The following is a 24,779-nucleotide window of genomic DNA, read 5'->3' on the forward strand; positions in this document are numbered from 1 at the left end:
GACTAGAGTGACGCCATGACCACCGCGGAGCCCGACCCCCCGACCCCCTCGACGGGGCGGCGATCCGGCCGGACCGCGCCGCCGGTATGGCTACGGGCGGAGCCCTCGCGTGCCCGGCGCACACCGCCGCTGACCCTTGAGCGCATCGTGGACACCGCCGTGACCCTGCTGGACGAGCACGGCATCGAGGGCCTGACGATGCGCCGTCTCGCCCAACGGCTCGGCGTGACGGCGACCGCGTTGTACTGGCACGTGAGGACGAAGGACGACGTCCTGGACCTGGCCGTCGATCGAATCTTCGGCGACGTGCCGATCCCGGAGGCCGGCGACGACTGGCAGGAGGACGTCCGCGTCCTCGTCCGAGGCTGGCGCGCTGCCATGCTGTGTCATCCCTGGGCGCCGGGGCTGGTCGGCCGTCCGATGCTCGGGCCCAACGTCCTGGCCCGTACCGAGTTCCTGCAGTCGGCGTTGGTGCGCGGCGGCTGTCGCGGACGTGAGCTCGCGGTGGCCACGCGGATGCTCGCCAACTACGTCATCGGCGCCTCGCTCACGGAAGCCACCTGGCACCGGACCGCGGACCCGGACGCGAGAGCCGCGGCCCGTGACCATGTCGCCGCGAGCGCCGACGCCTATCCGACCCTCATCGCGTCCGGTCATCTCGATGACACCCGGTGGAACGACGACCTGCTGTTCGAGGAGGGCCTCGACGGCATTCTCCAGACAGCGGCACGGACCCCTTCTTCGGCTACGCCCGTGGTGGGGCCACCGTGCCGCCCGAATCGAGCCGCGGTGTGGCCGTCAGACCGACGGTGACGGCGGCGTGGAGTACGAGCTGACGCCGCGCTCGGCGCACGGCGGACGCCAACCACGTCAGATGGTCGTGGTGCGTTCCGGCCTGACAAGGCCGTCGAGCATGACCTGGATCGCCTTACCGCGGGCCTCGTCGCTGTCGGCGGTGAGGGCCATGCGGACGAAGGTCGCGATGTCCTCGGCGGTGATGCCGGCCCGCAGCCGGCCGGCGGCTCTCAGCCGATCGGTGGCCGGGCCGACCACGGAGGTGATCAGACGCTGGGCGTGGTGGTCGGCGCCCGGCCGGCGACATGGCCCCGCTGCTCGTACATTGATCGACCACTCGGACTGAGCGAGAGGTGGGCCTGACCGTCATCGCGCCACGACGACGGTCGGGCCCACCTCTGCCGAACGGGTGACGGGCGCCGCGCACCGCGACCAGGCGGCACGGCAGGCCGTCAGCGGCCGTACGCCTCCAGCAGGCGCAGCCACACCTCGCTGACCGTGGGGTACGCGGGAACGGCGTGCCACAACCGGTCGATCGGAACCTCGCCGACGATCGCGATCGTCGCGGCGTGCAGCAGCTCCGCGACGTCGGGGCCGACGACGGTGCAGCCGATGATCACTTGCCGGTCCTCATCGACGATCATCCGGGCGTGTCCCTGGTATCCGTCGGCGTGCAGGGCGGCCCCCGCGACGGCGGCCAGGTCATAGTCGACGACCCGGGTCCGCAGGTCCGCGGCCTCGGCGGCCGCCGCCGTCAGCCCGACCGACGCGATCTCCGGGTCGGTGAAGACGACCTGCGGCACGGCCCGTTCGTCGGTCGTGGCCACGTGCCGGCCCCAGCGGCCGTCGTCAACCGGCTCGCCCTTCGCCCGCGCCACGATGACGTCGCCGACGGCGCGCGCCTGGTACTTGCCCTGGTGGGTGAGCAGGACCCGGCGGTTGACGTCGCCGGCGGCGTACAGCCATCCGTCGCCGACCAACGCCCCGTCGTCGCCGACGACTCGCAACGTGTCGTCGACGCTGAGCCAGGCGCCGGGCTTCAGGCCGATCCGGTCGAGGCCGATGTCCTGCGTGTTCGGCGTACGACCGGTCGCGACCAGGAGTTCGTCTGCCTCGACCTGCTCGCCGTCGGTCAGCGTGATGTGCACCGTGCCGTCGCGGTGGCGACTCACGGAGGCGGCTTCGGCGCCGAGGCGTACCGACACGCCGGCATCCCGCAACGACTGCGCGACCCGCTCGCCGGCGAACGGCTCCATCATCGGCAGCACACCGTCGCGGGCCAGCACCGTCACCACGGATCCGAGGTCCACGAACGCGGTGGCCATCTCCGCGGCCACCACACCGCCACCGATGATGGCGAGCCGACCGGGAACCTCACTCGCCGCTGCTGCCTCCCGGCTGGTCCACGGTGCCGCGTCGCGCAGCCCGGCGACGTCCGGGACCAGTGCGCTGCTCCCGGTCGCGACGACGACCGCGTGCCGGGCGATGAGCGAGGTCGGGGCGCCGTCCTCGCCGGTCACCTCGACAACCCGGTCGGAGCTGATCCGTCCCTGGCCGCGATACAGCGCGATCCCGGCCGAGTCCAGCCACGACACCTGCCCGTCGTCCGACCAGTTCGCGGCGAAGGAGTCCCGGCGGCGCAACACGGCGCTCGCGTCCAGATCGCCCGTCACCGCCTCACGCGCTCCGGGCAGCCGACGTGCCGCCCGCAGCGCGGCCGCGCTGCGCAGCAATGCCTTCGTCGGCATGCAGGCCCAGTAGGAGCACTCACCACCGACGAGTTCCCGTTCGACGACGGCGGCGGTCAGGCCGCCCCGCACGACGCGGTCGGCGACGTTCTCCCCGACCGGCCCCGCGCCGATGACCACCACGTCGTACGAAGCGTCCGCCATGTCAGTTCGCCTTCGCGGCGCGGCCGAGGCGGATGGCCGAGATGAGGAAGAAGATGCCGCCGGGGATGGCGTAGCCGATCGCGTTGGTCAGCACCGGGTTCTCCGCGGAGGCGCCGGCGATGAACGACCCGCCGGCGAGCACGGAGATGCCACCGCTGATGATCATCGGCCACTGGCCGCCCAAGCCGCGCCGGGTGACCCCCACGATCAGCTGAACCAGCCCGGCCACGACCGCCCAGGCACCCCACACGCGCAGGACCGCCGGTATGCCGGACGTGCCGGCGACGGCCAGGCCGACCGCGGCGAGCAGGCTGACCGCGATGTTCACGTAGAGCAGGGTGGGCGATCCGGTGGCGCGTGACGCGCGGGCGTCGACGACGGCGGCGGCCACGTCGAACAGCGGGTAGAGCACGAGCAGCGCCATGGCGAGCGGGCCGAGGTGGGTGGCGGTCGTGAACATCACGAGGGCCCAGGCGATGGCGAACCCGAAGCGGACGAAGTACAGCCGCCGCAGGGTGGCCGCCGTCGTCGAGACGCCGGGTGCGGTGACGGTGGTCATGGTGAGCCTTTCGGTGGGTGTTGAGGGGAACCGCGACAGGCGGCATGGGGCGAAGCGCCCTGTAGAACGAACGTTCTGTCCCGGCAATGGTGTCGAGCGAGCGGCGCGTTGTCAAGACAGAACGTTCTACCCACTTGTCGGCGCGTGCCGGTGCGAGACCGAACGTTCTGTCGCTAAGATGGGCTCATGGCAGGCAGCGAGACCGGAACCCGGCCGTCCGAGGCGCGACAACGGCTCCTCAACACGGCGACCAGGATCTTCTACGCGGAAGGGATCCATTCGGTCGGCGTGGATCGGATCATCGCCGAGGCGAAGGTGACCCGGGCCACCTTCTACCGGCACTTCCCCGGCAAGGAGGATCTTGTCCTCGCCTACCTGCAGACGGCCGATAAAGCCATCCGCGACCACGTGGAGACGGCCATCGCCGCGGGCCTACCGGCGCCCGAGGCCCTCCGGGCCGTCGCCGAGGCGGTCGCGCAGGACATCCGGTCGACCGGCTTTCGTGGCTGCGCCTTCCTGAACGCCGTGGCCGAGTACCCCGATCCCGACCACCCCGTGCACCAGGCCGTCCTCGCGCACCGGCAGTGGTTCCTCGACACGATCAACAGCCTGCTGGCGAGCATCCAGGAGACCGAGGCCGAGACCGCCGCGCGGCACTTCGTCATGCTCCGCGACGGCGCCATGGCGGCCGGCTGCCTCTTCGACCCCGTACTGATCTGCGAGACGTTCCTCCGCGGCGTCGACGGACTGATCCGGACCCACGCCGCACGCCAGCCGTCCTGATCCGCCCGCGAGCGGCCCGCACTCTCGGCGGCGTCAGGCGTCGGCGCGGATCAGGACTCATGAGCACCGCGGCGCCCGTTCCGAATGGGGCACCGTCCTGACGACGGCTCCGGCCCGGCGGAGATCCGCCGGGCCGGAGGGTGACCGTCAACGCTCTGAACGGATCAGCTCGTCCGCACCGAACCGTTGACCGTGCTGTCCCGCACGGTGGCGCCGATCGCGTCGACCGAGCCGTTCACCCGGCTCTCCACGATCGACACCACGGAGGCGCCGGTGGCGTGGACCGAGCCGTTGAGGGTCGAGTTGAAGACGACCAGACCCGCGCCCGGAGCGACCTTGATCGCCCCGTTCACGGTCGCCCCGTCCAGGCACGTGACGCCGGAGGTGACCGTGAGGCCACCGTTGCGCCGCGTGCTCAGGACGGTGGTGCAGGCCGGGTAGCTGGGCTGGGTCTGGACGTTCAGCTCCGCGAAGGAGAACGCCCGCGCGTTGTTGGTCCGCGGGTCGTCCAGCTTCAGGACGTCCAGGCCCTTCTGGATGTCGTTCGAATAGATGTAACCGTTGTGGTAGTACGTCGACCAGGCGCCACCGAGGATGCGGCGGGTGTCCGACAGCGGGCCGCGCTCCCAGTAGGCGATCTCGACCGGGTTGGCGGAGTCGGTGAAGTCGATCACCGAGATGCCGCCCTGGTACCAGGCCTGGATCATGATGTCGCGGCCCATGGCCGGGACCAGCGAGCCGTTGTGCGCGACGCAGTTCTCCAGGGTCGTGTTCAACCGCGGGATCTTGAAGTAGCTCCGGAAGACCAGTTCACGGTCGGCACCGGAACCGACGATGTCGTAGATCGCGTCCGCGCCCTGGTTGGTCCGGTAGCTGCTGGTGCAGATCGCGCTGCTGCCGCCACCGAGCTCGTCGGTGAAGACGACCTTGGTGCCGCTGTTGTTGAACGTGGCCGAGTGCCAGAACGCGAAGTTGGTGTCGCGCACCTGGCTGACGACCACCGGGTTCTCGCGGTCGGAGATGTCGAACAGCACGCCGTCACCCATGCAGGCGCCGGCGGCCAGGTCCAGCTCCGGGTACGCGGTGATGTCGTGGCAGCCGCTCGTGGAGCCGGCGCCCGTGGTGCCCGGGAACAGAACCGGGGTGGCCACCACGGCGGCGCTGGTCGGGTTGTCCAGCGGCACCTTGACGATCGAGATCTTGTCGTGCGGGGGCTTGCAGTAGAACGCGCCGTTCGACGGGCCGTACGACTGGATGTAGACGTAGACGCTCTTCCCGTCCTTGCTCGGCACCAGCGTCTGGGTGTGCGAACCGCAGTCGGTCCGGACCGACTTGATGTAGCGCGGGTTCGCCTTGTCGCTGATGTCGAAGATCCGGATGCCCTCCCAGGAGCTCTGCAGGGCGGAGGACGCGCTCGTGCTGTTGCACGAGTCGTCGCTGCGGGGCGCGTCGACCGCGAGGAACAGCAGGTTGCCGAAGACCGACGGGTCGCCCTGCGAGCCGGAGCAGACCACCTGGCTGACCACCTCGGGCGAGGTGGGGTCGCTGACGTCGAAGACGTTGAAGCCCTCGTAGTTGCCGGCGAATACGTACTTGCCCTGGAACGCCAGGTCCGAGTTGTACGCCCCCTCGCTGGCGAACCCGCCGAACTTCGGGATGTTGGCGATCTGCCGGATGTTGTCGCTGCTGGAGATCTCGTCCACGGCCGGGATCCCGGCGGCGGCGGTCACGTCGTTGGCCGCCTCCTCCGCGATGCAGTACTCGGCGAAGTTGTCTCCGGCGGCCCGGAACGACTCGCAGTTGTCCGCGCCTGACGTCGAGTCGACGGCGCCGCTCGCCGGCACCGCCGCCCCGACGGCGGCGAGGAGGAGGGTGCCGGTGGCGGCGAGGCCGATGGCCAGCTTCCGGCTCCCTCTCGGGATTGGTTGGGACATGTAGTGACACCCTTCATCGCAGTCAGCAATGGGTAGCCGGACGATAACCCTGATTCGAAACGCAGCCGGCTCGGATTTTGATCACGCTTCGGCAACACGCCGGGATTTTTGACGGTTCAAACAACCGCACGTCAGGCAATCGAGGTTTTTCGCTTCGCGGTCCCCGCCGCCGCTGGTCAAGCCCGCGCTACCATCCCCGCCAACCTCAGGTGTACGGCGGGAGTCGAGTTGTGCTAGGTGGACGGATCCGGGCGATTTCCCGGCAGTCGCGGACTGTCGTGCTGATCGAGCTGGCGGTGGTCGTGGCTCTGGCGATCGGGGTGACGCTGTCGTTCGCGTGGCCTGAGGGGGATTCGCCGCCGTCGGCGAGCAGCGAGGCCCCGCAGTCGCTCGACCTTCCCGGCCTGCCGGACTCGACGGCCCCGGTGCTGATGCCCGGTCGTCCCGGCGAACCGGTGCAGAGTCGCCGGGCGAACGAGATGTCACCGGCGCCACGCGCGTCGTACAACAACGCCGACATCCGGTTCGTCACCATGATGATCCCTCACCACGAGCAGGCGCTGGTGATGGCCCGGCTCGTCGCGGACCGCAGCGGGAACCCGCAGCTCACGATCCTGGCCGACCGGATCCTGGCCGCGCAGGAACCGGAGATCAAGACGCTTGAGACCTGGCTGACGGACCGGGGTCTGGAACGCACGTCCGGCGGCGACCACCAGCACACGATGCGCGGAATGCAGTCGGCGGAGGCGCTGGATCGACTCGCCGCCGCGCGAGGCGACGAGTTCGACCGGATGTTCGTGAGCATGATGACCGAACACCACCAGGGCGCGATCGACATGGCGGGCGAGGTGCTCGCGCTCGGCGTGGACGGCATCATCAACGAGCTGGCCAGCGGCGTCGTCGTCGAACAGGGGGCCGAGATCAACCGGATGCGTCAGGCGCTGGACGCCGGGAACTGACACGTTCCGGCCGGCCCACCCCGCTCGCCCGCCGCGTTGCTTCCGGGGGCGGCGCCGCCCCGACTCCCGGCGGTCGGCAGCGTCGGCGCTGTCAGTGGAAGCCCGCCACCGGCCGAGGCCGGTAGGGCGCCTCGAGTGCCGTGGTCTCCTCGTCGGTCAGCTCGATGTCGAGCGCGGCGACGGCGTCGTCGAGGTGGTGCGGTTTGGTCGCGCCGACGATCGGCGCGGTGACCCGGCCGGCCACCCAGGCCAGCGCGATCTGCGCACGGGACACACCCCGGTTCGCGGCGATCGTCGCGACCGTATCCACGATCGTACGGTCGGTCTCCTCGTAGCCGCTGTACAGCGTGCGGCCGAACTCGTCGGACTCGGTGCGGGCGGTGGTGGCCTGCCAGTCGCGGGTCAGTCTGCCCCGGGCGAGGGGGCTCCACGGGATCGTCGCGACGCCCTGGTCCGCGCAGAAGGGCATCATCTCCCGCTCCTCCTCGCGGTAGAGCAGGTTGTAGTGGTTCTGCATCGAGACGAACCTCGTCCAGCCGTTCAGATCGGCCAGGTAGAGCGCCTTGGCGAACTGCCACGTGTGCATCGACGACGCGCCGATGTACCGCACCTTGCCCGCCTTGACCAGGTCGTGCAGGGCCTCAAGAGTCTCCTCGAGCGGCGTCGCGTAGTCGAAGCGGTGGATCTGGTACAGGTCGACGTAGTCGGTGCCGAGCCGACGCAGGCTGTTGTCTATCTCGGCGTGGATGGCCTTGCGCGACAGGCCGGCGCCGTTCGGGCCCGGACGCATCCGACCATGCACCTTGGTGGCGATGACGACGTCCTCGCGGCTGGCGAAGTCCTTCAGCGCGCGGCCGAGGATCTCCTCGCTGCTGCCGTCGGAGTAGACGTTCGCGGTGTCGAAGAAGTTGACGCCCCAATCGAGCGCCTGCCGGATGAACGGACGGGCCTGGTCCTCGGGGAGGGACCACGCGTGGTTGCCGCGGCCCGGATCGCCGTAGCTCATCGCACCCAGGCAGATCCTCGAAATCTCCAGACCGGTCGAACCCAGCCTCACGTACCGCACAGGCACACCTCCAGCGAGCGGCCGGGCGGGCTGCCCAGCCGTCGACACGCTACTCCGCGAGCCCCGTAGGCCGGCCACCCCGGCGTGCTGCTGCTCGGTGTCCGCGTAGTGACGCGACGGTGTGAACCCGTCCAACCACGTCCCCGGTTCTCAGGCGCCGATCCCGCCCTCGACGAGGTCGAGGTGCCGTGCCTGCCGTGCGACATAGTCTTCCAACGCGGTGCGGTAGCTGTCGGCGAAGCGGGTCAACTCGTCGATCTCATGCTGAAGTTCGGTGCGTCTGGCCTGGAGTGCGGTCGATGCGTCGCCGCGGCGTTGGTTGGCGTCGCGCTCCATGTCGTCGGCCGTCTCGCGCGCCTCGCGGGCCATCTGCTCGGATCGCTGCCGGGCGCCGGCGAGCAGCGCCTGTGATTGCCGGTAGGCGTCGCGGAGGTACTCGTCGGCGGTGCGCTGCGCCACCGCCAGGACGCGGTCGGTGCCCTCGCCGTCGGCGAGGGCGGTCGGTCCGGTGGCGGGGACGGCCCGGTGAGCATCGTCGAGCTGGCGCTGGATGTCCCGCACGACCTGCTCGACCCGGTCGTACGCGCCATGGGCACGCTGCAGCTCGGCCACGGCAGCGACGAGTTCGGCCTTGAGGGCGACGCCGGACGGCGACCGGTGACCGACGGACACCTCCGCGCCACCGGCCTGGCGCTGTAACGACGTGTTCTCCTCCATCAGTCTGATCATGTCCAGGGTGACCTCGTCCAGGAAGGCGTCGACCTGCTCCTCGTCGTAACCGCGCTTCCCGAGCGAGGCCTTGCCGAATTCGACGTTGTGGATGTCGGCTGGGGTGAGCGGCATCGTGCTCCTCACGTCGGCGGGGGAGGGGGCGGCTGCTGCGCTCACTCTGCGGGGGATCCGGTCGGATCGACGAGGCGCGCACTTTCACCGGAAGGGCGATGCGGACTCCACACATCGGAAGTGGAGGAGGCCGTGACGCGAGGACTCGACCACCTCACCCTACGCGCCTCGGCGCTGGCCGACACCTCGGCGGCGTACGCTCGGCTTCGTGGATCACGAAGAGCGCATCGCCCTGTTCCTCGACTACGAGAACCTGGCCATCGGTGCGCGCGAGCACCTCGGCGGGATGGCCTTCGACCTTCGGCCGGTGACCGACGCGCTCGCCGAACGCGGGCGCGTGGTGGTGCGCCGGGCGTACGCCGACTGGTCGTACTTCGACGAGGACCGGCGAGCGCTCACCCGATCGCACGTCGAACTCATCGACATTCCGCAGCGCATGGGCGCCTCGCGCAAGAACGCCGCCGACATCAAGATGGTCGTCGACGCGCTGGAGTTGGCTTTCGAACGCGGGTACATCTCGACGTTCGTGCTGTGCACCGGCGACAGCGATTTCACCCCGCTGGTGCACAAGCTTCGCGAGCTCAACAAGCGCGTCATCGGTGTCGGTGTGGAGAAGACGACCTCCATGCTGCTGCCGCCTGCCTGTGACGAGTTCCTCTTCTACGACCGCTTGGACGGCGTGGAGGTCCCACCCGCCGGAGCCCGCCGGAACCGGCCGACCAGCCCTGCGGCGGTCGAACCGGAGCCGGTGCTGGCGGAGCCGGAGCCGCAGTCGATGGCGGCCGCGCCGGCACGCGACATCGACGGCCTCACGGCCCTCGTCGCGGGAACGCTCGCCGGCCTGCAGGGCAGTGCGAGCGGGGCGGTGACCGCCTCGACGCTCAAGCGCACCCTGCTGCGGAAGGACCCCACCTTCCACGAGGGGGACTTCGGTTTCCGCGCCTTCGGCGAACTGCTCCGCCACCTCGCCGCGGACAACGTCGTCGAGCTGACCGAAGGGCCGGCGAAGGGAGACCCCGAGGTCACGCTCCCGGAGCGGGGAGACCGGGAGACGGCGTTCAACCTGCTGCGCACCGTGGTGCTCGACCTGGCCGACCGGGACGGTTCGGTGGCGCTCTCCGGGCTGAAGAACCAGGTCCGCAAGGCGGCGCCCGGCTTCAGCGAGAAGAAGCTCGGCTACCGCAGCTTCCTCCAGTTCTGCAAGGCGGCGGCGACCGCCGGGGTGGTCGTTCTGACCTGGAGCCCCGCCGCCGACGACTACCTGCTCAAGGTGCCGGCGGGAGCCGAGGCGCAGCCGCACCGCGGGTGACGCCGCGTGGCTCGCGGCCGGGCACCGCGGGCGGTGGAGTCAGGCGTCGCGGAATCACGGCCCGGTGGGTCGGCCGCCATCGCCGGTCAGGAGGGCGGAGAGGCCGGTGATGCCGAGGACCCGCCGCACGTGCCCGTCGGCGTTGGTGACACGCAACGGCACGTTCATGGCCGCCGCCGCGTTGTAGGCCGAGACGAGGACGGTGAGGCCGGTCGAGTCGATGAACTGCAGGGCAGCGAGATCCACCACCACCGCCTCGGCGCCGGCCATGGCATCCGTCAGGAGTTGGTGCAGCGGCTCGGCGACGACGAGGTCCACCTCTCCGCCGAGGAACACAGTGGTGGTGCCCGCATCGCTCGCGGTGCGCCAGGTCCACTGCTTCTGGTCACTGCTGGCTGCCACAGCTCACCGCCTTCGTGCTCGCACGGAACTTCATGGTCACCGCGGCCACGAAGCCGTGCGGTTCCCGGCGAAGGCGCAGGCCATCTGTCAGCTGCTGTGCCAGCCAGAGCCCTCGGCTGCCGGGCATCGTCGGCGCGGCCAGCGAGGGAGCCACCTCGTCCATGCCCGGACCGTGGTCGTGCACCTCGCAGACGAGGTGGCCCCGGCCGGCGTACAGCCGTAGCTCCCCGCCGCCTCCACCGTGCACGACCGCGTTGCTCACCAACTCGTGCGCGGCCAGGACGAAGTCCTCCAACCTGGCACCGGTCAGGCCCAGGGCAGCGGACGCCGCGGTCAGCACCTCCCGAACCTGGATGACCTCGGAAATGGTGAAGGGCACGGCCAGTATCTGACCGAGCCCGACATCCCCACCTGGAAGCCCCTGTGGGCCTGCCGGCGCACCTGAGCTGCTCATACGGGGGGACGCTACACCACCGGCCCCGTCACGGCAGATCCGCGAGTCGCCGCTGTCGCCGTGCGCAAGCTCGCCGACCCTCGATTCCCGGGCCGCGTGGCTGACACCGCCTCGATGACGCCCCACCGCGGCGGCCGTCCGCCGCAACACCGACGGCTGCGGGGGTGCGGGTCGTCGACGGGCTGAGGCCGCTGCTCGCGCTGAGGGCGTGCGCCGGGATAATCACTGCAACGGGTAGGTCGGGCGCCCAGCGCGGATCGCACACATCCGGGCAGCGAGAGCGCGGGCGCGATGACGGAAGGAAACGGCCAGTGACCGGTGACGGCGAGCTGCGGACGGTGCCGTCGCCGCAGAGCGCGCCGCGAGCCTCGGGCTCGACCACGGCCTCCGAGCTGAGGAATCCGATGGTGCTGCTGATCGAGGACGATCCCGGCGACGCGCTGCTCACCCAGGAACACCTGACCGACAGCCGGATCACGACCCGTTTCGAGCACGCGGGCAGCCTGGCCCAGGCAACCGCGTCACCGACGATGCCCGACTGCGTACTGCTCGACCTTCGTCTCCCCGACGGCGAGGGCCTGGACGCGCTGCGCCGGGTGGTGGACCGGTGGCCGGACACGGCTGTGGTGGTGCTGACCGGCTTGAACGACGAGGCCACCGGAGCAGCGGCCGTCGCCGCCGGCGCCCAGGACTACCTCTTCAAGGGCCACGTCGACGCGGCCCTGCTCGGCCGGACGATCCAGTACGCGATCCACCGTCAACGCGCGCAGGTCACCGAGCGGCAACTGCGGGAAAGCCGCCTACAGGCCCGCGAGAACGTGCGCCTGCAGCGGGGACTGCTGCCCAAACCGCTGATCAGCGATCCCGCGCTCGCGGTGGTCAGCCGTTACGTGCCGGGCCAGCAGCGCTCGTTGCTCGGCGGTGACTTCTTCGACCTGGTGCAGGAGGACGACGGCACGATCCACGCCGTCATCGGCGACGTCTGCGGCAACGGCCCCGACGAGGCCGCGATCGGCGTCGGCCTGCGCGTCGGCTGGCGCACCCTGACCCTGGCAGGCGTCAGCAAGGCGGAGCGGATGCGGCTGCTCGAACAGGTCCTGGTCGCGGAACGCCCGCATGAGGCCATGTTCGCCACCGCGTGCACGGTGCGGGTGGCCCCCGACCGGTCCCACGCGATCGTCGTCAGCGCCGGCCACCCGCCACCCCTGGTGATCACCCCCGACGGCGCCTACCCCGCACCGATTCGCCACCACCTCGCGCTGGGCATGTTCCCCGGACGAGGCCGCTGGCAGGAGTCGGTCGTCACCCTGCCCCCGGGCGCCGGCCTGTTGCTGTACACCGACGGCGTCTACGAGGGCTTCACCCAGGACGGCACCCGACTGGGCGAACAGCGCTTCGTCGAACTCGCCTCGCGCCTGACGTCGATCAGAGACTCCACCGACTACCTCACCGCTCTGCTCGCCGAGGTCCAGCGGGGCGACGACGGCCGCCACAGCGACGACACCGCGCTGCTCTACCTGACCTGGCCGTCGCCGCCCGACCCCCGATCGCCCTGACCGGCGTGGGATCTAGCCAGCGAGGAGGAGGGCGGCGGCGACCGGCGCCAGGTACAGCAGCGGGAACGGCACGTGTCCGTACGAACGGGCCCGCAGGACGGTCACGACGGCGCCGGTGAAGTAGAGCACGAGGCCGACGCCGGCGAGGATCCCGACGACGGGCACGAACAGACCGACGATCAGACCGACCGACCCGGCCGCCTTGGCGACCCCGAGCCAGGGCCACCACGAGCGGGGCACGCCGTACGCGGCGAGGGGCTCGACGACCCACGTGGCGTGGACGAAGACGGAGGCGGCGGAGAACCCGACCCAGAGGGCGGCGGCGACGGTGACGACCGTGGCGGTGGTGGACATGACGTGGTCCTTTCTCGTGTCACTGACGAGCACGAGACGGGACAGGGTCGGCCCGGCGTGAAGCGACGTGACACGCGCCACAGCAACGGTGGCCGGCGTCGACGCTCCGCCCCGATCAGGGCGTCGACCTGATCACGGCAGGACGGCCCCTGGCCGGCTTCGGCGCGGTGCGGGAGCTCCGGCAGAAGTCGTCCCCGCGATGGCGGCCGGGGAACCACCGGCCCCGGGCAGCGCCGCGCCGCTTTCCTGGCGGGGCGGGCCGGGTGGACCTCCGAGAGTCGGGTGGATGCCGGTCAAGCACGAAACGCGCGAATCGCGAGGGCGGCGAAGCGGCGGGACGCGGCGACCCGCGCGTCTGTCGAGGCCATGCGCAGGCCGCGGTTCGCCATCAGCATGAGGATGAGATCGTCCAGGACGAAGTCGGGCCGCAGCGCGCCGGTCTCCTTGGCGCGGCGCGCGAGCTCGGCGAGCGAGTTGAGTGCGTGCTCGCGCTCGGCGGCCAGATCCACGGTATGGGGGAAGGCCGACGTGAGCGCCGTGATGAAGCCCCGGTTCCGCGCGTGCGCCTCACAGAGCTTCTCGACGACCCGGGAGAAGCCGTGCCACGGATCCGGGTCGCCGAGCCCTTCCTGAGCGATGGCGCGGCACGCGTGTATCTGCTCGGTGAAGGCCTCGGCGACCAGCGCCTGCTTCGTGGGGAAGCGGCGGTACAGGGTCGCGGGGCCCACGCCCGCGCGCCGGGCTATCGCGCGCATCGGTACGTCCAGGCCTTCGGCGGCGAATATCGCTCGCGCCGCGTCGAGGATGCGCTCGCGGTTGTCGGCGGCGTCCGAACGCAGCTTCTGAGGCAAACGGCCGACCACTCTCTCACATTAGCTAAGCGGACGCCCGCGCCCGTTAGCGTTCCGGGCAGGCGGGGTCGCCGCACGGCGACAGTGATTCGGCTCACGAAGAGGAACACCTGTGAAGGCAGTCGCGATCAAGGAGTTCGGCGGCCCGCAGGGGCTTGCCGTCGTCGATGTCCCTGACCCGACTCCAGCTCGGGGACAGGTGTTGGTCGCTACCGAGGCGATCGGCGTCGGAGGCGTCGACGTCATGATCCGAAGCGGTGCTCTCGCGGACTACGGCTTCCGGGAGGGCCATATCCCGGGCGGCGAGGTCGCGGGAACGGTGACCGCGGTGGGCGACGGCGTCGACCCGGCATGGCTCGGGCAGCGGGTGTGGGCGTTCGCCGGCACGGGCGGCGGCTACGCCGAGCAGGCAGTGGCGCCGGTCGCGGAGGTCGTGCCCCTCCCGGCTGGCCTCTCCGCCGTCGACGCCGTAACGCTCGGGAGCGCCGGGGTCGTGGCCCACTTCGGTCTCGCCCAGGCCCGCTTCTCTCCCGGCGAGGCCGTGCTGGTGCGCGGCGCGGCCGGCGGCATCGGGATCATGACGGTCCAGCTCGCGGCCCGCGGCGGTGCCGGCGCGGTGGCCGTCACCACGTCCGCTCCTGAGCGTGGGCGTCGGCTGCGCGACCTCGGTGCGACCCATGTGCTGGACCGCTCCGGAGCGGGCGGACGGGACGAGCCCACGGGCTACGACGTCGTCATCGACGTCGTAGCAGGTCAAGGAATGCCGTCGTTCCTCGACAGGCTCAACCCCAACGGTCGACTCGTGGTCGTCGGCGCGGTCGGGGGTCAGCCTCCGGCCGACTTCGGTACGAGGTTGATGGCTGCGTTCCAGAAGTCGCTGTCCTTCGCCACCTTCAGTGCCGCAACGGTAGCGGGGCCTGCGCGAAACGCCGTCAGGATGGCGCAGTTCGCCGCCGCGGATCGCGGTGAACTCCAGACGGTGGTGCACGAGGTGCTGCCGCTGGAACAGGCCGTGTCGGCGCACCAGAAGATGGACGCGGGCGAGGTCTTCGGCAGGGTCGTGCTGACCCCGTAGGCACCCCACCACGACTCGGTTCGCGGGCCTGACGTCCCGGGGGCGTCCGTCCGGCCGCGCTCGTCTGCCGCCGGCGGCGTGAAGCCTCCGACGGTCCGGCGCAGCAGCGCGCGAGTCCGGCACCGCCCCGAGGTCGGGCGCGAGCACTATGGTTCTGGCGTGCACATCCGTTTCGACGTCCCGGCCGATCCCGCCTACCCAGGCCGGGTGGCCGCCGCGCTCAGCAGTGTCCGGCTGCGCAGGTACGGCTACATCGGTGCGGTGCTGGCGGTGGTCGGGGCGATCGGCTTCGCCGTCTCACGGGGCTTCGCGCGGGGCGACCGGATCGTGCCGCTGTGCACGGCGCTGGTCGTGGGTGGCCTGCTGTCGATGCTGTACGCGCCGTGGGTGCGGATGCGCGCCCGGCGTCGCTCCGGTCGCTACGCCGTCGAGGGCGCCTACGACATCACCGACGACAACATCATGATGCGCAGCGGTACGGAGTCCGGCGGCATCGCCTGGGACGGGGTCGCCCAGGTGAGGGACACCGCTGAGTTCTGGATCGTGTACGTCGGCCGGATGCCGGCGACCGTGATTCCGCGCCGCCTGATGTCCGCCGAGGACGCCGAGACGTTGCGAGCCTTCATGGCCGAGCGTGGGCTGCTCCGGTGAACTCTTCTGTCGCAGAGCGGGCGACTCCCTGCCGACCAGAGATGGTCGCAGCGCGCCGCCCAAGATCATGGCGTTCGTCCCGCCGCCCGGTGCTATAGGGTCAGCAGGTGAGAATCGAGCGTCACTGGTGGAACGGGGACCGGAGCCCGCGGGGGCGCCGCGACGTCTACATCCGCACCGACGGCCAGCGATGGGAGGTCGAGGCGCAGGCCGGCGGCCTCGCGGGTCGGTCGCAGCTGCACCCCTGCCCGAGCCGGGCGTCCGCGGAGATCCTCGCCGGCGCGTGGCTGGGTGGTCGTCCGGAGTGGCGGGAAGTGGTGGCCTGACCTGACGTCAGGCGCACTCCTGGCAGACCTCCCGGCCGCCGGGCCGCGCCGCGAGCTGACTGCGGTGGCGCACCAGGTAGCAGTGCGGGCATCGGAACTCGTCCGGCTGCATGGGTACGACCGCCACGGTCAGCTCCTCGCCGGACAGGTCCGCCCCGGGCAGCTCGAAGTGCTCGGCGGCCTCGGCCTCGTCGACGTCGACCGTTGCCGACTGCGGAGCCGCACCGCGGGCCTTGAGCTCCTCCAGGCTGTCGTCCTCGGCGTCGACGGCGGGTCGGCGCGGCGCGTCGTAGTCGATGGGCTTGCTCATCGTGATGGCCTCTCCGGCTGTGCACGGGTATCACGACGGTAGACCGCAGCCCGGGTCGTGGCGCTCGGCGAGCGGTGGAAGGGTAGCTCGTCGTCGGATGTGTGGCGGCGCCAGGCGCTGTTCACCGGCCCGCGTCGCTCGGCCCGATGGCTCTCCCTGGATCTCCTGAGAGCGTGCGCGGGAAACCGGCAAGCGGGACACCGATGGAAGCACCGGTCCCACCTGCCGGCGACACGGTGCGGCCGGTCGCGGATGTGGGTGGAGCCCGGCGGGCCGGCGCGTGCGCCGCCGGCCCGCCGGGGATCCGCGTCGCCCGATGGTGGGCGGACCACGGACGGTGTGGAGCGTGGTCGGATCAGGCGATGTACGCCGGGCCGCCGTTGCCCTCCGCCTGGTAGCCGTGGTGGGTCCGCTCCGTGCGGGTGCTCTCCGCGACGGTCCAGGCGTGGTACTTGGTCCACACCGTCGCGCCGGCCAGGCGCTCAGGCCAGGTCTGGCCGTTGGAGGTGGTCTTGGTGAGGGTCTTCTCGGTGGCGTAGTTGGCGATCGAGTTGATCCAGTTCTCGGCGCCGACCATCTGGTTCTCCCGGCCGAGACCCACCACGAACCCCTGCAGCGCCTCGGCGTTGCTCATCTCCCACAGCGCCTCTTTGGCGAAGTGCAGCAGGTCGTGCCAGTACTCCCGCACGACCTCCACGTCCTCACGGGTGCCCCAGCGAGAGATGTGGCCACCGATCAGGGCCTTGAAGTCGTACGAGAGGATGTCGTCGTGGGCCTGGTAGAACCCGCTGATGTTCTCCGAGACGTCGGCGTGCGCGAAGGTCACCGAGCCGGGGCTCACGATGTCGATCTTCGTGAGGACCTTCTGTGCGGGGCCGTAGATGTAGATGTTGCCCGGGCAGTGGTCGGCACCCTTGTAGGACAACTCCAGCTTGGTGCCGCCCACCTCGAGCGTGGCGTCCTTGCTGAACGTCTCGGTCGGTAGCGGGCGGTACTTGTCGGGGAAGCGGGTCAGCAGCTCACGGGTGATGTCGTGCGCGATGATCTTCACTCCGGGTCCGAACTGGGACGCCGACCCGATGTGGTCGGAGTGCCAGTGGCTGTAGACCAGGTGCGTGATGGGCTCCTTGGTCACCGACCGGACCGCCGCCTGCAGGTTCTCGCCCAGTCCGGGCGGGGCGTCGATGACGATCACGCCGTCGCCGGTCACCACGAAGCCGGCGTCGTACCCGGCCGGGCTGGTCACCCAGTAGAAGTTCCCGCCGTCGCCCACGTTCTCGGCGTGCCAGCCCTTCTCGTAGAAGGACGGATCGTTGAGGTACTCGGGCATGAACTGCTTCGGCGAGGGGGCGTTCCCCTCGACCACGGCCTTCGGGAAGCCCCATTTGCTGGGGTAGAAGTCGCCGTACTTGCTCGCCATGTCTTGCCTTCCTCCTGTTGCGCGCGCGGCCTCGCGTGCCGCGGGCTCTGCCGGGCATCGGACGGCGCGTCGTACGCCCCATCCGCCGACAGATCGAGCCGTTCGCCTGGGGCTCGTGGCTGGTGGCTCACCCGGCGCCGTTGGTGATCCATAAGCTTTGCTCGACCTATCGTTTGTCGAACAATACATCTGTCAGGCAGCGGGTTCCGACGGTCTCGCTGGTGGCCTGCATCACTCCGGTCTCCGACCTCGAACCAACGGGAACGGAGTTCGCCGGGTCGGACGGCCGTGACCGCGCCCGGGCGGCAGTAGCCATGGCGACCACGCGGACAGCCCCGTCCCGTCCGCGGGGGGCGCATGTCCGGTCACACGTGCGAAGCGGCCCTGCGGCGGGCCTCCCGATCTGCGTGGGGCCCGGATCAGGTCGTCTTGAGGTCGGCGGCGCCGAAGGAGACGCTGAAGCGCTTGCACCAGATCGAGACGCTCCGGAAGTCCGCCGGATCCACGGAGGCCGGGAGCTCGTACACCTGGTCGCCGCGGTTGCCCTTGAGGCGGGCCACCTCGACCCATCTGCCGTCGTCGAACACCCGCCAGCCGGCCACCCCACTCGTCACCGGCTGGTCGGTCAGCCAGAGCCGTAGGTCCGGCCCGTTGGACGTGTCGAGATCGCGGAGGACGAGCTGGTGCCGCCCGTCGGCGAGCCGGACGATTTCCGCACTGCCGGTCGTCTCATGCTCGTGAGTGACGAAGTCGCCGGCGGACACGATCCGATTCGCGCCCGGCGTCGCGGCGGCCGGGCTGGACCCGGCGCCGGCGGCGGAGCCGGTCGGCGTGGGGGTCCTCTCGACGACGGGTAGCGCCTCGTCGACCCGAGTGTCGGTGAACAGCTTCCACGGCTGGAACCAGAAGAGACCGAGAGCCGCGACCAACCCGACCACGACCACGCTTGCCCAGATCAGCGGCGACCGTACTCTCTTCGTCCACACCTCTGCCAGGGTACGGCGGACCCGGTCGCCGGATCGACGGCCATGTGTTTCGAGACCCTTACGGCTGCTCCGCTCCGCACGGACGGCGCAGCGGAGGCGAAGTCCAGGACGAGCGCTGGCCCCGGCCGCCGAGACGACCGGGACCAGCGGTGGACGTGAGTCAGGAGGCGGCGATACCTTCCATCCCGATGCCGTTCTCGAACTTCGGCAGCCCGTGCACCTCGGTGACGAGGTGGAGGGACCCGTCCTCGCGGACCTCGTAGCCCTGCACGTTGCCGGCGGCGGCGTTCTGGACGTAGAGGAATCCGTCGCTGGTCGTCATGTCGATGGACCCACCACCGGTGTCGGCCGCGACGGCCTTGACGAGGACCAGCTTGCCGTCGTGATCGACCTTGTAGGAGCTGATGGTGGAGCTTCCGGCGTTGGCGACGAAGAAGTAGTCGCCGACCCGCTGAATCCAGCATGGCGCCTGCTGGCCGTTGGGCACCGACGGCCCGATCTGGTCGAGCTCGCCGTCCTTCTCCAGCTCGAACCGGCTGACCTCGTTGCTGCCGGACTCGGTGACCAGCAGCGTGTCCTCGGTGTCGAAGGTGAACCCGAACGGCGTGTTGCCCGCGTCGCTGATCACCGGGTTGCGGGACAGCTCGCCGTGGCGGCCGATCTCGTAGCTGAACATGACGTTGGCGGCCTTGGTGCTCACCAGCACGAACTCGCCCTCCGGGTCGATCTCGACCTGGGCGGGGGCGGTCATGAAGGCGGGCGGGTTTCCGTTGTGCAGCCCGAGCGACCGGTGGGCGCCCTCGATCGGCGACAAGCGGCCCTTGTGCAGGTGGAAGCCTTGCACAGAGCCCTCGCCGCCGGCGTTGAGCACGTAGACCAGGTCGCCCCGCACCGCCACGCTGACCGGCAGCAGACCGTGCGACCAGATCACCTGGAGCCGGTGGAGCTTGGTGCCGTCGGCCCGGAACACCGTCACCGTGTTGCTGCCGGCGTTGACCGCGAACAGCAGCCCGTCGTGGTAGGTCAACGACCCCTGCGACGCCAGCGCGTCGACAGGCGCGCCGATCGTGAAGCCGCCGAGGCCCCCCGTCTCGAATTCACCCGCGGGGGAGAGGCGTCCGTCGTCGTCACGATCGTAGACCTTGATCGTGTTGCCCTCCGCCTTGTTCGTCTGGACGAACACCGCACCGTCGTCGCCGTCCTCGTGGTGCTGTCCGTGACCACCACGGTCGTCGTGCCGGTAATCCGGTCCTCCGCCGTCGGCGAGAGCGAGCCCTGGGAGCGCTCCGACACCGGTCAGCCCGGCGAGGAGTACAGCGGTGGCGAGCGTTTTGCGCTTCATGATCTACCTTTCGGTCGCCGCAGACCTGAACGGGAAAAACTTTCCTGTTCGCAGGCTATGGCCGTCGAAGGTCGGGCTCGGGCTGTTTACCCGAAAGAATGATAGTTGTGGCTTTCATGACGACCTGATGTGCTCAGTGACCCTTTCCCGAGTCCTGGCCGAGCCGCCCCAGCCTCAGGTTGGTCTCGGCCACCACATCGGTGAGATCCCGGTACGGCTCGTCCCACGGGTCCTTGAGCCCGAAGCCCCGGTGCGGGTTCTCCACCCAGCTGCACCAGTGCCAGCCCAGGCACCACGGCCGGTCGGCGAAGGCCCTGGCTGAGGCGGCGTAGGCAAGGCCGCGTTCGCGCTGGGTGCGGAAGGAGCCGGTACGACCCGGGCTCATCACGGTCGGACACCAGTTGCCGGTGTCGGCGATGAGGACCGGTCTTCCGGTCCGTTGGTGCCACCGGTCGACCAGGTCCAGGGCCGCCTCGAGGCGCCCGGGTTCGGGGCCGGGAAACACCTGGACGGAGAGAACGTCCACGTACGGCGCCATGGCGTCGAGCACCGGCTCGGGCGCGCCGACCCGGGTGCCGTAGCGGTCGCCCAGGATCAGGTGGTGCGGGTCGTGCCGCCGGATCGCCTCGCTGGCGACCCGGTAGTACGCCTCGGCGATGGCCGCCAACTCTCCCGCCGGGTAGCCGGCGCCGGTCGGGTGCCGATCCCAGCAGGGGACGTCGACCAGGAAGTAGCCGAGCAGGTTCGGGTCGTCGGGGCGGCAGAGCGTGCGGGCCAGGTGGTCGCACCACTGCGCGAACGCGGGCTCACGCGGATCGCGATACGCCGGCACACCGTTCCAGTGCTCGATCTCGGCGACCCGCAGCGACAGCGTGTACGGCACACCGGCACCGGCAAGATCGTCGGGGGGCAGCCCTTCGGAGTGACCGAGGTCGACGACCCCTCCCTCGGTGGCCAGCCCGCTGCCGCTGACGTACTCGGAGGTCCAACCCACGGTGTTGAAGCCCCACGCCGTCATCTCGGGAACCAGGCCCTCGCGGAGCCAGCGTCGGCGCGAGCCGCCGTACCGGGACCGGTAGATGTCGATGTTGTGGGGGTAGCGCAGGTTGGTGTCGTCGGCGTGCACGATCCCGATGGAGCGGAACGGCTCGCCGTTGGGCGTCAGCAGCCGCCAGCCGTCGCGGTGTTCGAGGGTGAAGGCGGGTGAGGTGCCGGCCATCGTCAGGGTCACGTCCTCTTCGTCACGCGGTCTGGTGCTCGCGCAGGTACCGGATCAGTCCGGCGACATCCTCGGGGACGAGGCGTCCGATCGCCCCACTGGAATAGACGCTGACCACGACCCTGCCCTCCGGGTCGAGCACGAACCCGGTCGACTGGAGGTACCTCGGGTCATCGTTGACGAACGCGCCCGTCGTCTCGGCCAAGGCGACGGGGTCCGCGCTGTGGCCCACCGGGAACTCCAGACCGTGCTCGGCGATCGTCTGCTTCGTGGTGGCCTCGTCGTCGACCGAGACCGCGACCACCTTGGCGCCGAGCTCGGCGAGCTTCCCCAGCGACCGCTGGAAGGCGCGCAGCTGCGCCTTGCAGTACGGGCACCACGAGCCGCGGTAGAAGAGAACCACACCGACGCCGCCACTGAGGGCGTCCGGCACGTGCAGGGTGTCGCCGTCGGGCAGTGACAGCGCCAGCGCGGGAAACTGCTCACCAGGCCGTAGCAGGCTCATCTCTGAATCTCCTTGTCTCGGCTCGCGGATTGTGCTCGGGTCCGGTCGGCGGATTCTCCGGCCCGGCGCCGCTCACCGACGCGGTTGCGTCGACGAACGAACCAGTCACGCGATGTGGGTGACGTGTCCCGAGCGGGTTCTTACCGCCGTGAGACCGGCGTCACAGCGCGGGTCGGGAAAGGTTCTCCCGGCCCGACATGCCTGCCGGCTCTCGCCGGAGGTCCTTGGACGAGCGTGGCTAGAGTTCGTACGTGATGCCGGCGGATCTCACGAGCTCGGACGACAGCCCGCACACCTCAAGCCGGCTCGACCCGGAGTCGGCCGAGTGGGTGCGCACGCTCGCCGGCGGCGGCGCGGAGCGAGAGGCGGCTGTCGTCCGGCTGCACGGGCTCCTGCTGCGGGTCGCGCGCGGCGAGGTGCGGCGCCGCAGCGGGCTACTGCGCATCGGCATCGACGGCCCGGAGCTCGACGACCTGGCGTACCAGGCGGCGGCTGACGCGCTGCTGGCGATCACCAGCAAGATCGGGCAGTTCCGGGGGGAGAGCCGTTTCAGCACCTGGGCCTACAAGTTCGTGATTTTCGAGGTGTCGAGCAAGGTCGGCCGCCACTTCTGGCGCCGGGCGCAGGTGTCGCTCGACACGGCGGACTGGGAGCGGTTGCCGGACCGGTTCGGGCTCGACCCGTCCCGGGAGTCCGAGTGGCGCGAGCTGGTCACCGCGCTGCGCCAGGCGGTGGAGACGGAGCTGACCGAGCGCCAGCGCCAGGTCTTCGTCGAGATTGTGCTGAACGGCGTACCGTTGGACGCCCTGGTCGCGCGGCTCGGGTCGAACCGCAACGCGATCTACAAAGTCATGTTCGACGCCCGTCGTAAGCTGCGGACCGCTCTGGGCGCTCGTGGATACCCACATGACAAGACCTCGGAGCAGCGATGAACGACATGTCTGCGCTCGACCGCTTCCTGCGCACCGATCCCGCAGACGTGGGATGCGGCCAGGCGATGGAGATGCTGCACATGTACGCCGAGCTGGCCGCCACGGACGCCGAGGCGGCAGCCGCGCGTTACCAGGGAGTCGCCGCGCACCTGCGCGCCTGCGGCCCATGCAAGGAGGACCTCGAGGGTCTGCTCGCCGCGATAACCGACCCGCGGCTCTGACCCGCGGCAACTCGTACCGCCTCACATCTCGGGAACCCTTGACCGCCGTATCCGTGGGAAGACGCCGTAGCGCCTGCTGAGCGGAGCCGCAGTCGGTCAGACCAACCCTCGGCCACGCGGCGGCCGCCGGCTCATCCTCGGTCGAGGCGCAGCCCCGCGACGAGGAGTTCGACCATGCGGCGTGCGTCATAGCGCGGGTCCTTGCCGGCGCCGATGCAGAGGTTGCCGACGCCGCGCAGCAGCCCGTAGGCGTCGATGTCGGTGAGGATCTCGCCGGCATCGGCGGCGGCGGCGAGCAGTTGGGCGCACACGGGGACGAGTCGGTCGAGGAAGTAGGCGTGCAGGGCGTCGAAGGCGGCGTCGTCGGACTGCAACGCCTCGGCGAGGCCGTGCTTGGTGACCAGGAAGTCGACGAAGAGGTCGATCCAGCGCCCCAGGGCGGTGTGCGGTGTGCCGCTGGTGGCCAGCAACGCCGGACCGGCTTCGGCGCACGCCTCCACCTGGTGTCGGTAGACGGCGACGATGAGGTCGGCCCGCGTCGGGAAGTGGCGGTAGATCGTCCCCACGCCGACGCCGGCCTTGGCCGCGATGTCCCGTACGGGCGCGTCGACACCGGAGGTGACGAAGGTCGCGGCGGCCGCGTCCAGCAGTCGCTGCTGGTTGCGCTGGGCATCGGCCCGCTTCCGGGGGGCCGGTTGCCCGTTGTCGATCGGGGTCACCGCGTCGTTACCTCCGTCACTCGCCCTTTAAACGGAACACCGTTCCGGATAGTGTTCACCGGAACGTTGTTCCGCTTCTCATGATGTCACGGGGCGGGTCGGTCACGACCACCGGCACCGCGGCTCGCCCAACCTCTCGGGAGGACCAGTCATGCAGTACCGCAGCTTGGGCCGCACCGGCGTCCACGTCAGCTCCCTGGCGCTCGGCGCGATGAACTTCGGCAGGATCGGCAACACCACTCAGGAAGACGCCAACGCCATCGTCGACGCCGCCCTCGAGGCCGGGATCAACCTCATCGACACCGCCGACATGTACAGCAACGGCCAGTCCGAGGAGATGGTCGGCAGCGCCATCGCGGGCCGTCGTGACGACATCGTCCTGGCGAGCAAGGTGAGCATGCCGATGAGCGACGAGCGCAACCATCGGGGCGGCTCCCGCCGCTGGCTGGTCACCGCATTGGACGACAGCCTGCGCCGCCTCCGTGTCGACCATCTGGATCTCTACCAGATCCACCGGTGGGACCCCTCCACCAGTGACGAGGAGACGCTGTCGGCGCTGACGGACCTGCAACGGTCGGGAAAGATCCGCTACTTCGGCTCGTCGACCTACCCGGCCTACCGCATCGTGCAGGCCCAGTGGGCCGCCCGCGACAATCACCTGGGCCGTTACGTCACCGAGCAGCCGAGCTACTCCATCCTGCAACGCGGAATCGAGTCCCACGTCCTGCCCGTGACCGAGCAGTATGGTCTCGGCGTGTTGGCGTGGAGCCCGCTGGCCTCGGGCTGGCTGTCCGGCGCGATCCGCGAGGGCCGGGAGATCGCGACCAGTCGTTCGAGGTTCATGCCGGAACGCTTCGACCTCACCGTTGGCGCCAACCGCGCCCGGCTCGACGCCGTGGAGCAACTGGCCAGGGTCGCCGACGGTGCCGGCCTGACCATGATCCAGCTCGCGCTCGGCTTCGTCACCGCGCACCCCGCCGTCACCAGCGCGATCATCGGACCTCGCACCCTGGACCACCTGCGCTCGCAGCTCGCCGCCGCCGACACCGTGCTCTCCGCCGACGTCCTCGACGCGATCGACGCGATCGTCGCCCCCGGCGTCGACCTCGCCGCGCACGAGAAGTACGACACGCCGCCCTCCCTGCTCGACCCGTCGCTGCGACGGCGCTGACCGGCCCCGAGCCGCTGCTGAGAGTCCTGTGTGGCAGCACTGACGGCTACGGCGTCGCCGCTCGGCTGCGAGATCAGCCCACGGCAAGCACCGAACGCGCGGTGCTCGAATGAACACGGTTGGTAGCGGAGGCCGTAGCGTGCCG

General features: G+C 70.3%; 28 protein-coding genes. 11 read left to right on the top strand and 17 right to left on the bottom strand.

The features are described from left to right. The first annotated feature begins 15 nt into the window (after positions 1–15). On the top strand, positions 16–813 hold the full coding sequence (locus SM573_RS17075; protein WP_474616526.1) for a TetR/AcrR family transcriptional regulator: 798 nt from the start codon (positions 16–18) through the stop codon (positions 811–813). A 57-nt stretch (positions 814–870) separates the two neighbouring features. Here the strand turns inward: SM573_RS17075 and SM573_RS17080 are convergent, their stop codons facing one another. The 3 genes from SM573_RS17080 to SM573_RS17090 all read right to left on the bottom strand — a co-directional run bounded on the left by SM573_RS17080 (position 871) and on the right by SM573_RS17090 (position 3,246). After that, entirely contained in the window at positions 871–1,053 is a 183-nt protein-coding gene (locus SM573_RS17080; protein WP_474616527.1) for a hypothetical protein, read from the bottom strand. 194 nt (positions 1,054–1,247) lie between these two features. Continuing rightward, positions 1,248–2,687 (bottom strand): dihydrolipoyl dehydrogenase family protein, encoded by a 1,440-nt coding sequence (locus tag SM573_RS17085; protein ID WP_474616528.1) that lies wholly within the window; start codon positions 2,685–2,687, stop codon positions 1,248–1,250. A gap of 1 nt (position 2,688) precedes the next feature. After that, the gene (locus SM573_RS17090; RefSeq protein WP_474609992.1) at positions 2,689–3,246 is read right to left on the bottom strand and encodes a hypothetical protein; all 558 of its coding nucleotides are present in this window, start codon (positions 3,244–3,246) and stop codon (positions 2,689–2,691) included. Positions 3,247–3,432: 186 nt separating this feature from the next. Here SM573_RS17090 and SM573_RS17095 point away from each other — a divergent pair, with 186 nt between their 5' ends. Next, a complete protein-coding gene (locus SM573_RS17095) occupies positions 3,433–4,029 on the top strand; it encodes a TetR/AcrR family transcriptional regulator (RefSeq protein WP_474616529.1) in 597 nt (198 codons plus the stop codon). A gap of 164 nt (positions 4,030–4,193) precedes the next feature. Here SM573_RS17095 and SM573_RS17100 read toward each other — a convergent pair whose 3' ends face one another. Continuing rightward, positions 4,194–5,963 (bottom strand): LVIVD repeat-containing protein, encoded by a 1,770-nt coding sequence (locus SM573_RS17100; RefSeq protein ID WP_474616530.1) that lies wholly within the window; start codon positions 5,961–5,963, stop codon positions 4,194–4,196. 278 nt (positions 5,964–6,241) lie between these two features. Between SM573_RS17100 and SM573_RS17105 the strand changes: the two genes are divergently transcribed. Next, entirely contained in the window at positions 6,242–6,922 is a 681-nt protein-coding gene (locus tag SM573_RS17105; RefSeq protein ID WP_474616531.1) for a DUF305 domain-containing protein, read from the top strand. A gap of 91 nt (positions 6,923–7,013) precedes the next feature. Here SM573_RS17105 and SM573_RS17110 read toward each other — a convergent pair whose 3' ends face one another. Together SM573_RS17110 and SM573_RS17115 are read right to left on the bottom strand one after the other, a co-directional pair. Next, the gene (locus tag SM573_RS17110; RefSeq protein WP_474616532.1) at positions 7,014–7,988 is read right to left on the bottom strand and encodes an aldo/keto reductase; all 975 of its coding nucleotides are present in this window, start codon (positions 7,986–7,988) and stop codon (positions 7,014–7,016) included. Between the two features lie 150 nt (positions 7,989–8,138). After that, positions 8,139–8,831, bottom strand: a complete 693-nt coding sequence (locus tag SM573_RS17115; RefSeq protein ID WP_474609987.1) for a DivIVA domain-containing protein — start codon at positions 8,829–8,831, stop codon at positions 8,139–8,141. A 208-nt stretch (positions 8,832–9,039) separates the two neighbouring features. On the opposite strand from SM573_RS17115, the gene SM573_RS17120 reads away from it, so the two are divergent. Further along, positions 9,040–10,140: an NYN domain-containing protein gene (locus SM573_RS17120; RefSeq protein ID WP_474609986.1), complete on the top strand. Its 1,101-nt coding sequence runs from the start codon at positions 9,040–9,042 to the stop codon at positions 10,138–10,140. Between the two features lie 54 nt (positions 10,141–10,194). Here the strand turns inward: SM573_RS17120 and SM573_RS17125 are convergent, their stop codons facing one another. After that, a complete protein-coding gene (locus SM573_RS17125) occupies positions 10,195–10,542 on the bottom strand; it encodes an STAS domain-containing protein (RefSeq protein ID WP_474616533.1) in 348 nt (115 codons plus the stop codon). Further along, a complete protein-coding gene (locus SM573_RS17130; RefSeq protein WP_474609984.1) occupies positions 10,526–10,921 on the bottom strand; it encodes an ATP-binding protein in 396 nt (131 codons plus the stop codon). Before SM573_RS17130 ends, SM573_RS17125 begins: the two co-directional genes overlap by 17 nt. Positions 10,922–11,307: 386 nt before the next feature. On the opposite strand from SM573_RS17130, the gene SM573_RS17135 reads away from it, so the two are divergent. Next, on the top strand, positions 11,308–12,552 hold the full coding sequence (locus SM573_RS17135; RefSeq protein ID WP_474616534.1) for a PP2C family protein-serine/threonine phosphatase: 1,245 nt from the start codon (positions 11,308–11,310) through the stop codon (positions 12,550–12,552). Positions 12,553–12,564: 12 nt separating this feature from the next. Here the strand turns inward: SM573_RS17135 and SM573_RS17140 are convergent, their stop codons facing one another. Together SM573_RS17140 and SM573_RS17145 are read right to left on the bottom strand one after the other, a co-directional pair. Then, entirely contained in the window at positions 12,565–12,906 is a 342-nt protein-coding gene (locus SM573_RS17140) for a DoxX family protein (protein ID WP_474609982.1), read from the bottom strand. Positions 12,907–13,199: 293 nt separating this feature from the next. Continuing rightward, positions 13,200–13,769, bottom strand: a complete 570-nt coding sequence (locus SM573_RS17145) for a TetR/AcrR family transcriptional regulator (RefSeq protein ID WP_474616535.1) — start codon at positions 13,767–13,769, stop codon at positions 13,200–13,202. A gap of 100 nt (positions 13,770–13,869) precedes the next feature. On the opposite strand from SM573_RS17145, the gene SM573_RS17150 reads away from it, so the two are divergent. From SM573_RS17150 to SM573_RS17160, 3 genes are all read left to right on the top strand, one after another. Continuing rightward, positions 13,870–14,832 carry a zinc-dependent alcohol dehydrogenase family protein gene (locus SM573_RS17150; RefSeq protein WP_474616536.1) on the top strand — a complete coding sequence of 321 codons (963 nt, stop codon included), beginning with the start codon at positions 13,870–13,872 and terminating at the stop codon, positions 14,830–14,832. Positions 14,833–14,991: 159 nt separating this feature from the next. Continuing rightward, positions 14,992–15,483: a YcxB family protein gene (locus SM573_RS17155; protein WP_474609979.1), complete on the top strand. Its 492-nt coding sequence runs from the start codon at positions 14,992–14,994 to the stop codon at positions 15,481–15,483. 107 nt (positions 15,484–15,590) lie between these two features. Then, a complete protein-coding gene (locus SM573_RS17160) occupies positions 15,591–15,809 on the top strand; it encodes a hypothetical protein (protein WP_474609978.1) in 219 nt (72 codons plus the stop codon). Between the two features lie 7 nt (positions 15,810–15,816). Here SM573_RS17160 and SM573_RS17165 read toward each other — a convergent pair whose 3' ends face one another. The 6 genes from SM573_RS17165 to SM573_RS17190 form a co-directional block, all read right to left on the bottom strand. Beyond that, positions 15,817–16,119 carry a DUF4193 domain-containing protein gene (locus tag SM573_RS17165; RefSeq protein WP_474616537.1) on the bottom strand — a complete coding sequence of 101 codons (303 nt, stop codon included), beginning with the start codon at positions 16,117–16,119 and terminating at the stop codon, positions 15,817–15,819. A gap of 355 nt (positions 16,120–16,474) precedes the next feature. Further along, positions 16,475–17,539 carry an MBL fold metallo-hydrolase gene (locus SM573_RS17170; protein ID WP_474609976.1) on the bottom strand — a complete coding sequence of 355 codons (1,065 nt, stop codon included), beginning with the start codon at positions 17,537–17,539 and terminating at the stop codon, positions 16,475–16,477. 419 nt (positions 17,540–17,958) lie between these two features. Then, the gene (locus tag SM573_RS17175; protein WP_474616538.1) at positions 17,959–18,525 is read right to left on the bottom strand and encodes a DM13 domain-containing protein; all 567 of its coding nucleotides are present in this window, start codon (positions 18,523–18,525) and stop codon (positions 17,959–17,961) included. Positions 18,526–18,685: 160 nt separating this feature from the next. Next, the gene (locus SM573_RS17180; protein ID WP_474616539.1) at positions 18,686–19,867 is read right to left on the bottom strand and encodes a lactonase family protein; all 1,182 of its coding nucleotides are present in this window, start codon (positions 19,865–19,867) and stop codon (positions 18,686–18,688) included. A gap of 133 nt (positions 19,868–20,000) precedes the next feature. Continuing rightward, positions 20,001–21,098, bottom strand: a complete 1,098-nt coding sequence (locus SM573_RS17185) for a glycoside hydrolase 5 family protein (RefSeq protein ID WP_474616540.1) — start codon at positions 21,096–21,098, stop codon at positions 20,001–20,003. Between the two features lie 10 nt (positions 21,099–21,108). Then, entirely contained in the window at positions 21,109–21,591 is a 483-nt protein-coding gene (locus SM573_RS17190; RefSeq protein WP_474616541.1) for a peroxiredoxin family protein, read from the bottom strand. Between the two features lie 254 nt (positions 21,592–21,845). Here SM573_RS17190 and SM573_RS17195 point away from each other — a divergent pair, with 254 nt between their 5' ends. Together SM573_RS17195 and SM573_RS17200 are read left to right on the top strand one after the other, a co-directional pair. Further along, complete coding sequence (locus SM573_RS17195) at positions 21,846–22,523, top strand: sigma-70 family RNA polymerase sigma factor (RefSeq protein ID WP_474609971.1); 678 nt, start codon at positions 21,846–21,848, stop codon at positions 22,521–22,523. Further along, positions 22,520–22,744, top strand: coding sequence for a hypothetical protein (locus SM573_RS17200; protein ID WP_474616542.1), 225 nt, complete (start codon positions 22,520–22,522; stop codon positions 22,742–22,744). The genes SM573_RS17195 and SM573_RS17200 overlap by 4 nt, the downstream gene beginning before the upstream one ends. A gap of 131 nt (positions 22,745–22,875) precedes the next feature. Here SM573_RS17200 and SM573_RS17205 read toward each other — a convergent pair whose 3' ends face one another. Continuing rightward, complete coding sequence (locus SM573_RS17205) at positions 22,876–23,463, bottom strand: TetR/AcrR family transcriptional regulator (RefSeq protein WP_474609969.1); 588 nt, start codon at positions 23,461–23,463, stop codon at positions 22,876–22,878. A gap of 151 nt (positions 23,464–23,614) precedes the next feature. On the opposite strand from SM573_RS17205, the gene SM573_RS17210 reads away from it, so the two are divergent. Further along, positions 23,615–24,634, top strand: coding sequence for an aldo/keto reductase (locus SM573_RS17210; RefSeq protein WP_474609968.1), 1,020 nt, complete (start codon positions 23,615–23,617; stop codon positions 24,632–24,634). Positions 24,635–24,779 lie beyond the last annotated feature (145 nt).

It is taken from the genome of Micromonospora xinjiangensis, assembly GCF_056150165.1.

Excerpts from the sequence above, each read along its gene's own strand:
- SM573_RS17075 (WP_474616526.1), top strand. The coding sequence starts at position 16 with ATGACCACCGCGGAGCCCGACCCCCCGACCCCCTCGACGGGGCGGCGA.
- SM573_RS17085 (WP_474616528.1), bottom strand. The coding sequence starts at position 2,687 with ATGGCGGACGCTTCGTACGACGTGGTGGTCATCGGCGCGGGGCCGGTC.
- SM573_RS17090 (WP_474609992.1), bottom strand. The coding sequence starts at position 3,246 with ATGACCACCGTCACCGCACCCGGCGTCTCGACGACGGCGGCCACCCTG.
- SM573_RS17095 (WP_474616529.1), top strand. The coding sequence starts at position 3,433 with ATGGCAGGCAGCGAGACCGGAACCCGGCCGTCCGAGGCGCGACAACGG.
- SM573_RS17100 (WP_474616530.1), bottom strand. The coding sequence starts at position 5,963 with ATGTCCCAACCAATCCCGAGAGGGAGCCGGAAGCTGGCCATCGGCCTC.
- SM573_RS17115 (WP_474609987.1), bottom strand. The coding sequence starts at position 8,831 with ATGCCGCTCACCCCAGCCGACATCCACAACGTCGAATTCGGCAAGGCC.
- SM573_RS17140 (WP_474609982.1), bottom strand. The coding sequence starts at position 12,906 with ATGTCCACCACCGCCACGGTCGTCACCGTCGCCGCCGCCCTCTGGGTC.
- SM573_RS17165 (WP_474616537.1), bottom strand. The coding sequence starts at position 16,119 with ATGAGCAAGCCCATCGACTACGACGCGCCGCGCCGACCCGCCGTCGAC.
- SM573_RS17170 (WP_474609976.1), bottom strand. The coding sequence starts at position 17,539 with ATGGCGAGCAAGTACGGCGACTTCTACCCCAGCAAATGGGGCTTCCCG.
- SM573_RS17180 (WP_474616539.1), bottom strand. The coding sequence starts at position 19,867 with ATGAAGCGCAAAACGCTCGCCACCGCTGTACTCCTCGCCGGGCTGACC.
- SM573_RS17190 (WP_474616541.1), bottom strand. The coding sequence starts at position 21,591 with ATGAGCCTGCTACGGCCTGGTGAGCAGTTTCCCGCGCTGGCGCTGTCA.
- SM573_RS17195 (WP_474609971.1), top strand. The coding sequence starts at position 21,846 with ATGCCGGCGGATCTCACGAGCTCGGACGACAGCCCGCACACCTCAAGC.
- SM573_RS17200 (WP_474616542.1), top strand. The coding sequence starts at position 22,520 with ATGAACGACATGTCTGCGCTCGACCGCTTCCTGCGCACCGATCCCGCA.
- SM573_RS17210 (WP_474609968.1), top strand. The coding sequence starts at position 23,615 with ATGCAGTACCGCAGCTTGGGCCGCACCGGCGTCCACGTCAGCTCCCTG.